The organism is Streptomyces sp. TLI_185 (assembly GCF_003814765.1).
Classification (GTDB): Bacteria; Actinomycetota; Actinomycetes; order Streptomycetales; family Streptomycetaceae; genus Streptomyces.
On sequence record NZ_RKRB01000001.1, the window covers coordinates 2,354,609 to 2,363,171 of the forward strand.

Annotated in this window: 6 protein-coding genes; all 6 read right to left on the bottom strand. The window is 73.2% G+C overall.

Annotation, left to right across the window (positions count from 1 at the left end; translation table 11 throughout):
* Positions 1-22: 22 nt before the first annotated feature.
* A complete protein-coding gene (locus EDD92_RS10725; protein WP_260326471.1) occupies positions 23-1,450 on the bottom strand; it encodes an aldehyde dehydrogenase family protein in 1,428 nt (475 codons plus the stop codon).
* Positions 1,447-2,076 (bottom strand): RNA polymerase sigma factor, encoded by a 630-nt coding sequence (locus tag EDD92_RS10730; RefSeq protein WP_185123984.1) that lies wholly within the window; start codon positions 2,074-2,076, stop codon positions 1,447-1,449. Before EDD92_RS10730 ends, EDD92_RS10725 begins: the two co-directional genes overlap by 4 nt.
* A 140-nt stretch (positions 2,077-2,216) precedes the next feature.
* Positions 2,217-3,026: a 4'-phosphopantetheinyl transferase superfamily protein gene (locus EDD92_RS10735; RefSeq protein WP_123964076.1), complete on the bottom strand. Its 810-nt coding sequence runs from the start codon at positions 3,024-3,026 to the stop codon at positions 2,217-2,219.
* A gap of 7 nt (positions 3,027-3,033) precedes the next feature.
* The gene (locus EDD92_RS10740; RefSeq protein ID WP_123964077.1) at positions 3,034-4,791 is read right to left on the bottom strand and encodes an acyl-CoA dehydrogenase family protein; all 1,758 of its coding nucleotides are present in this window, start codon (positions 4,789-4,791) and stop codon (positions 3,034-3,036) included.
* Positions 4,788-6,923, bottom strand: coding sequence for an acyl-CoA dehydrogenase family protein (locus EDD92_RS10745; protein WP_123964078.1), 2,136 nt, complete (start codon positions 6,921-6,923; stop codon positions 4,788-4,790). Before EDD92_RS10745 ends, EDD92_RS10740 begins: the two co-directional genes overlap by 4 nt.
* Positions 6,920-8,530 (bottom strand): PfaD family polyunsaturated fatty acid/polyketide biosynthesis protein, encoded by a 1,611-nt coding sequence (locus tag EDD92_RS10750; RefSeq protein ID WP_123964079.1) that lies wholly within the window; start codon positions 8,528-8,530, stop codon positions 6,920-6,922. Before EDD92_RS10750 ends, EDD92_RS10745 begins: the two co-directional genes overlap by 4 nt.
* Positions 8,531-8,563: the final 33 nt, after the last annotated feature.

Here is an 8,563-nt window from a genome sequence, read left to right on the forward strand (position 1 = left end):
TCTCCTCGACGGGTGGGGGCTGTCAGAAGGGGTACGTGCGCGGGGGCGTGCTGGTGGTGAGGGTGCGCCAGCGGGTGAACGCCTCGAGACTTGCGCGCCCGCCGAAGCCGGAGCCGTTGCCGGAGGCGCCGATGCCGCCGAAGGGCAGGGCGGCGTCCTGGACGACGGTCTGGTCGCCGATGTGCGTGACCCCGCAGCGGAGTTGACGGCCGATCATCGAGCCGCGACCGGTATCGCCGGTGTAGACGGCGGCGGTCAGCCCGTGGTCACTGGTGTTGGCGAGGCGGACGGCCGCCTCGTCGTCCGCGAAGGCGGTGACCGTGGCGACCGGTCCGAAGACCTCCGTGTGGAAGACGTCCATCTGCTCGCTGACGTCGGCGAGGACGGTCGGCGGGTAGTACGGCGGCTGCGGGCGCCCTCCGGTGACCAGCCGGGCGCCCTGGGCGACGGCCTGCTCGACGGCGTTGGCGACGGTCGTGAGCTGGCGCCGGTCGATGACGGGGCCGATCTGGGCGTCCGAGCGGTACGGGTCGCCGATGCGCAGGGCGGCCGCATGCCGGGCGAGCGCCTCCGTGTACTCCTCGACGATCGACCGGTGCACCAGGTGACGGCGGGCGGACATGCAGATCTGCCCCTGGTGCAGGAAGGAACCCCAGGCCCCGGCGGCCGCGGCCTGCTCCACGTCGACGTCGTCGAGCACCACGAAGGCGTTCTGGCCGCCGAGTTCGAGCACGACCCGCTTGAGCAGCCGCCCGCACAGCGCGCCGATCTCGCGGCCCACCTCGGTCGACCCGGTGAACGACACCATGGCCACGTCGGGCGCCTGCACCAGCGCCGAACCGGCCTCCGCGTCGCCGTGCACGATCTCCAGCACGTTCGGCGGCAGCCCCGCGTCGGCGAACGCCTCGACGAAGAGGCGGCCGCCGCTGAGCGGGGTGTGCGGGTCGGGCTTGAGGAGCACGGTGTTGCCGAGGGCGAGCGCGGGGCCCAGGGAGCGGGCCGCGAGCAGCAGCGGGAAGTTCCAGGGCACGATCACGCCGACCACGCCCAGCGGGACGCGGGTCACCTCGGCCGTGCGCTCGGGGTCGTCGGCGGGTGGGTGCGGGAGCCCGGGATGCCGGGCGAGCCGCGCGCCATGCCTCAACTCCTGTGCCGCCTGCCGGACTTCGAAGAACGCCTTGCCGGGGATCGCGCCGCCCTCCCGCACGAGCAGCTCCTGTGCCTGCTCGGCGCGCTCCACCAGGAGGTCGGCGGCGCGTTCGACGATCGCGGCGCGCTCCTCGGCAGGGGTGGCCGCCCAGGCGGGGGCCGCGGCGCCTGCGCGGCGGGCGGCGGAGGTGACGCGGTCGGGGGTGGACAGCTCGACGGCGCCGAGCGGTTCGCCGGTGGTGATCTCCCGGCTGACCAGCCGGGTCTCGGACTTGGTCTCGGACGCGGTGAGGGCGGTCACCTGGGCACCTCGGTTTCGGTTCCGTCGTGGGTGCGTACGGGGCAGCGGGCGCAGTCGTCGTCGAGGGCGACCGGCGTGCCGTCCCGGTCGAGGGCGCGCCGCAGCCGGCGCAGACAGCGGGTGCGGATCGGGCCGACGGAGCTCACCGGCATGGACAGCGCGGCGGCGATCTCCTGGTAGGAGGCCGGCGGGTCCTGCAAGGCCCGCAGCAGAAGCTCTCGGCACTGGTCGGAGAGGCTGTCCAGGGCGCGCAGCACCTCCTGGCCGCGGTCGGCGCGCAGGGTGATCTGCTCGGGGCTCTCGTGGTGGTCGAGCAGATGCTCCAGCGAGGCGCTGTCGCCGACCATGACCAGACGCCGGTCGCGGGTGGCCGCCTTGATGGCCTCGCGGCGGGCGACCGTGGCGAGCCAGTCGCCGAGCCGGTCGGGGTCACGGATGCGGTCGGCGTTCTGCATCAGCCGGAACCAGGTCAGCTGGCGCACGTCCTCGGCGTCGACCCGGCTCACCCGGTGGCTGCGGGCCACCGACCAGACCAGCCGGCCGTACCGGCCCACGGTCTCGTCCCAGGCCTCCGCCTCCCCACGGGCACAGCCCGCGAGCAGCTCCGCGTTCCCCTTCGCCGGCATCGCTCGTCCTCCGTCTGCGACCGCCCGCACGGCAGCGGGCTCCGGCTTCCATGCAACACAGCGCGCGTTGCGGCCGGAAAGCGATGACGGCGTCAGGTAGCGGTCAGACCAGGAGTGGACAGCGTGGACAGGGCAGTTGCTCATCGGGGGCCGCCCGCGGGGGATTCCGGCAGCAGCTCGGCCATGGCCGAACGCAGCCGTACGGGTATCGGCCCGGGCTCGTCCTCGCTGCCCCGGATGGCGATGCCGAGCGCGAACCGGTCCCACACCTGCAGCACCTGGATCTGCCACAAAGGCCGTTCGTCCTGCGGGATCTCGTCGTCGACGACGGCCAGTCCGCCGCCCCTGAGCCGGTGTACGGAGAAGGCGTCGAAGCCGCGGGCCATGCCCATGCCGGTGGCCTTGGTGTACGCCTCCTTGGCCACCCAGGAGTCCGCGAAGGCGTGCCCCTGCTGGTCCTCCCGGTCCCGGCGCAGCACCTCCTGCTCCAGCGGGGTGAAGACCTTCGGCGCGAACTGGAGGGCCTCGGGACGGGCCGGGGTGTTCTCGGCGTCGACACCCGCGGTACGACCGCGCACCACGATCGCGGCGATCAGCCCGTTGGTGTGGGTAATGTTGAAGTCGAGCCCCCAGTCGGCTCCCTGGACGGACGGCCGCCCGAAGCGGCCCTTGTCGAACCGCCACTCCGCCGGCGCCACCTCGGCGTACTGAGACAGCACCTGCCGCGACAGCAGCCGGGCGCCGAGGAAGCGGGTGCGGGCGGCGGGGAAGAGCAGCCGGTCGTGCCGGGCCCGCTCCTCCTCGGTGAGCAGTTCGAGGCCGCCGGTGGCCTCGGCGAACCGTTCCACGTCCTCCTCGGCGAGGAGCCATACGTCGGCGCCTTCGGCCAGCGGGTCGCCGACGGGCTCGCGTTCCGGCGACGTGTCGGGGGCCTCCGCGGTCGTACGCATCTCCTGGTCACCAACTCACCTGGAACGGACGGAAGGAGAACAGCAGCCCCTCGCGGTGGGCGCCCGCCATGACCTCGGCGACGGCGTCGACGTCGTCAGGTCCGGTCACCCTGCGTGTGGGGTGGAAGCGCCGCAGCAGCCGCTCCAGGCAGAGCAGGAGGACCGCCGGTGAGCGCAGGGCGGGCGCGAAGCTGTCGCGTCCGTGCAGATAGAGGTGGACGCAGGCGGCAGCCGCCGACACGGCCGCGTACTGCTTGGCCAGGTCGTACAGCTCGGCGGACTGCCCGGCCTGGCGCCCCTGCTCGGCGAGGAGTTTGGCGTGCTCTTCGGCGAGGCGGTGCACTTCGTCGGCGATCAGCCCCGCCGAGTCGGCGCAGCCGGCCAGCCATGCCGCCTCACGGCCCTCGGCTGCCTCCGCTGCCCGGCGGAGTTCGGCGACGGCCGAGCGGAGGGCGAGTACGGAGTCGTCGCCGGCGCGGCTGAAGAGCTGCTGCGCGGCGGGCTCGTAGGGATCCATGGGATGGGCGGGATCGAAGAGCCGGGTGGTCGTGGTGACCGCCTCGGCCACCGGGGCGGGTTCCTGAGCGACGGCGTTCGCGAGCAGGTTCTGCAGCTGCAGCGCGATGTTCTTGAGGTTCACCACGGTGTTGCCGTCGGCGAAGTTGGAGATCGCGAAGTCCCGCAGGACCTTCTGGAAGATGCCGTGGCGGGGGTGGTCGCGCAAGTAGTAACGGGCGCCGAGCACGGTGGTCAGCCGGGAGAGGGTCTCCTCCAGCAGGGTCGGTACGAAGTACTTGACGACGGAGGACCAGATGCTGGCCTGGGCGGGGGCGAGCTGGAGCGACCGTACGGCGCCGGTGGTCAGCGCGTCGGCGATCAGCAGCTCGGCGAAACATTCGGTCAACTGCCGTTTGGAGTACGGAACTTCGAGCACCGTTCCGCCGAAGATGACGCGGCGGGAGGCGAAGTCGAGGGTGGTGCGCAGGGCGGTGTCCACGCAGCTCATGGCGATGCTGGAGATCGCGATGCGAGCCAACTGACTGCTCTTGAGGGCAACTTCGAGCCCCTGCCCGACCCGTCCGACGAGCGCCGAGTCGGGCACGAAGCAGTCGGTGAGCCGCACGCCGCTCATGTCCAGGCCGCGCAGTCCGTGGAGCGGCTCGTCGCGCAGGTGCTCCAGCTGCTGCGCCGGGATGCCGGCCTTCTCGACGGCGAAGACCGAGTATCCGCCGGGCCCGCCCTTCTCCGACGTACGGGCGAAGACCATGACCGTGGCGGCGACGGTGGCGTTGCCGATGGTCCACTTCTCGCCGCTCAGCAGCCAACCACCGTCGGTGCGCCGGGCGGTGGTCTCGTTCGCCAGTACGTCACTGCCGTGCCGTCGCTCGGACAGCCCCCAGGCCAGCTTCTTGCCGTCGCGGATGGCGTCGGCGAAGTGCTGACGTTGGCCCGGGCTGCCGGCGATCCAGACCGGCATATAGCTGAGGCTGGTCAGCACCATCGCGGTGGCGGAGGTGGGGTCGCGTCGGCCGACGAGGCGGTAGAGGTTGAAGCCGTCCTCGACGTGGACGGCCTTGCCGCCGTGGGCGGCGGGGACGATCCAGTCGTACAGGCCCCATTCGGCCAGGGTGTCCACGAACTCGTGCGGGTACGCCTGGCGTTCGTCGAGGTCGAGGATGCGCGGGTACGGCATGGGGCCGCCGGCGTCCCACGGGTCGCCGAGACAGCGCTCCAGGTCCGCCATCAGTGCGGTGAGGTCGGTCATGTCGTCTCGTCCTCCTCGGGTGCCGGTCCGTCGGACAGCTGGACCGGGAACGCGGTGAACAGGAGCCGCGCGGCGTCGAGCGAGGTGACCGCGCGGGCTGCCGGCGGCAGCTCTGAAGCCGCCTGCCGGGGATCACGCCCCTCGGCCATCGCAAGCAGCACGGCCAGAACGGCGGTGAGCCACCCCGCGCCGGCGGGCCCCTCGCCGTACAGACCGCGGTCGGGCTGCGCATGCCAGGCGAGGGCTGCCGCGGCGGCCGCGTACAGCAGACAACAACGGTCGGCAAGATCGAGCAGCTCGGCCGAGGCCCCGAGCCCACGGGACCGGTCACGCTGGGCCTCGGCGGCGGTGGCAAAGGTGTGGGCAAGTCCGGTACGTACGTCACGTACGAGACCGGCGGCCCGTTCTTCACCGCGTGCCGTGAGGTCCCGCGCGAGTTCTTCTGCGTGTGCCGCAAACCCGAGGAGCACAAGATCCTTGGGCCGTACGGAGAGGTCGAGCGCCCCAGGTTCGAGCCCGGGAAGCGGCTCACCGAAGGCGAATAGGGCGTCGAGGCCGGCCGGGGCCACGGGGACGGCCGCGTGCGCCAGTTCACCGCCGGCCGGCACCTCCCAGCGGATCGGGGTACCGGACTCGGCCGCGACGGGAAGCCCGCCCCCCGGCCTCGCCGACACCCCGAACTGAACGGGGGAACCGAGACCGTCCGCGGCCGGCACGACCGCATCGGCCCCCGGCCGCAGCGAGCTCTCCGCCCCGGCCGCAGAACCGGATCCGGCCGCGGGAAGCCCACCCCCGCCAACGGCCCCACCGCTCCGCCCCGCCGCGAACAGAGCCGGGGAACCAGCCGCGCCCGGCACGACCACGTCCGCCCCCGAGCGGGACCCCGGCCGTGCCGAACCCGCGGATCCGGCGGCGGGGAGCTCGGGCGCGCCGACCGTCTGAGCGGCGGGCCTCGTCCAGTGGGCGAACGTCGGTGCGTAGGCCGGGAGTTGCAGGGCCACCGCGCGTAGTACGCCGAACGGGCTGGTGTCGAACGACTCCACGATGGCGTTGTCGCGCTGGGCCTTGTCGACGACCGCGCCGGGGCCGTGGGCCAGGACGCCGCGGGCGCCGAGCAAGGAGCGCGAGCGGGACACCGTGGAGGCCGTCAGGCGGGTGGCTGCGCGCTTGACGACCGACGAGCACAGGCCGAACGTCGCCGGGGAGAGGTGGGCGTAGCGGGCGGCGGTCAGGGACAGGAGGTCCGCCGCGAACAACTCTGCTGCGGCGACGGCCAGTTCGCGGGAGCCGTGGGCGGTGTCCGCGACCCGGACGCCGCCGATCCGCCTGCTCTGCGTGAACCGCAGTGCCGTGCGCAGCGCCGTGTCCGCCGTCGCCAGGCAGGCCGCCGTGCTGAGCAGCCGTACCACCTGCTGGGCCCGCATCGCGCCCGCGAGGCCGCCGCCCGGGCCCCCGATCACCGCCTCCTGCGGTACAGGAGTGCCGTCGAAGGCCAGGTCGGCGAAGTCGATGCCCCGCATTCCGGTGACGGGCTGTGCGGGCTGCCGCCGTACGCGGGACAGCTCACGCGGTCCCAGCAGTACCGCCGTGAACGCGGCCGGGCCGCGCGCTGCCGTGCGGGCCACCACGACCGCGGCGTCGGCGGTGGCACCCCGGCCGACGAGCCATTTGCGGCCGGTCAGTCGGAACCCGCCATCCTGCGCCGGGTCGAGGCGGCACTCGCCCGCCAGGACGTCGCTGCCCGAGTGCTCCTCGGAGAGTGCGAAGGCGATCGTCCGCCCCTCCTGCACCCAGTCGGCGACGGTCTTCGCCTGCTCGGGCGTGCCCGCCGCCAGGACCGTGAGCACTGCGGAGCAGGACAGCAGGGTGGCCGGCATGATCGCGGCATCCCGCCGGGCGGCCACCCGCACCAGCAGCAGCGTGTCGTCCAGGCCGCGCAGTGCGCCGCCCAGCGACGGGGGCAGGTAGGCGAGCGGGAAGTCGACGGAGTCGAGGCGGGCCGCGAAGGCGTGCGGGAAGTCGCCCCTGGCATCCCGCGCGACGCCGGCCTCGAAGCCGTAGACGTTGTCCGTCCGCCAGGGGTCGCCGAGCAGATCGTCGAGCCGCGCCGCGGCGGCGAACGCGGCCGTCATGGCCGTACCTCCAGCGCCGGGTCGGGCCGCGGCACCGGGTAGTCGGCGATCGCGGGTGAGAGCGCGAGGCCTGCTGCCCGCAGCATGGACAGCCGCTGGTGGAAGGCGGCGCCGGTCATGATGTGGCGGGCGACATCGGCGACGCGGCGGTTCTGCGGGGCGGCCAGGTACGTGCCCCGCACCCAGGAGTTGAAGCTGCCCATCGCCGGCCCGCACCAGATCTGGTAGTCGACCGCGCGGTCCGCCTCCCCCGTCTTGGCCCAGCGCGAGGCCATGCCCAGGTACCAGCGGAAGATCAGCGCGGCCCGCCGTTTGGGGCTGGCGGCGGCGCGGGCGAGCTGGTCGGGGTCTCGGCGCTCGAAGTAGGAGACGGTCTCCGCCCAGACGTCCTCCAACGGGCGCCGGAAGAGCTGCTTCTCGATACGGGCGCGGGCCGCGGCCGGGATCGCGTCGACGCCGTCGTGGTCGCGGTAGAGCTCGTAGAGGAGCCGGGCGCGCATCGGGAAGAGCGTGCCGCGCTTGAGGACCTGCAGCTCCACGCCCATCTCGAACATGTCCGCCGCGGGCGCCATCTCGAAGTCCGCGAGGTCGGCCTGCGCCAGCATCTCCTTGACCTGCACGGAGGTGCCGGCCTCGACGCAGGACTGGTTGACGGAGCCGGTCACCACATAGTCGGCGCCCATCGCGAAGGCCGCCCAGGCCGCCTCGGGCGTGCCGATTCCGCCCGCCGCCCCGACCCGGATCCGTACCGGATAGCCCAACTCCCGCATCAAACCGTCCCGTTGACGGATGATGACCGGCAGCTGCGCGGGCAGCGGGCGCCGGTCGGTGTGTCCGCCGGAGTCGGCCTCCACGGTGATGTCGTCGGCGAGCGGCACCCGTTCGGCGAGCCGCGCCTGCTCGGCGCTGATCGCGCCCTCGTCGAGCAGCGCCCGCACCATCGGCTCGGGCGCGGGCCGCATGAACAGCTCCGCGAGTTCCGTACGGGAGATCTTGGCGATGACCTTGTTGTCGGCGACGACCCCGTGCGGCCCGCCGGCCCGCAGCCCGGCCAGCCGGTAGCGCACGATGTGCGGGGTGAGCGCGAGGAACGCGGACGCCTCCACGCACGGCACCCGGTGCTTGAGATACAGGTCGACGGCGGTGCGCTCCAGACGCTCCTCGCTGGGGCTGTGGATCAGATTGCAGGCGTACGGCAGCCCCGGGATCTCGGTCGCGAAGCGGACGAGTGCCTTCTCGACGGCCTCGGGCAGCAGCCCGGCCGCCCCGTACGAGCCGAGATAGCCGGCCCGTGCCATGGCGATCACCAGGTCGGCGGAGGCGATGCCGTTCGCCATGGCGCCGCTCATGTACGCCTCGCGCACCCCGTACGCCTCCAGGAAGGCGGCGCTGCCGAGACGTTCGGGCCCGAGCGGCGGCACGGCGGCGACGACCTCGTGCTCGCCGCCGGGCCGCACGCCACCGCCCACGGCGGCGCCGAGGCCGTAGGGGCCGCGCAGGATGTAGACGGGCTCGTCGAGGCGCATCAGCGCCTCCTGGATCCCGGTATCGCCGACCGCGGGTGCCACGGGCCCACTCCACCGCGGCCGCGGCTGCATCGTGCTCATCAGTGCGTCTCCTTGTGGCCTTGGCTGCATTTG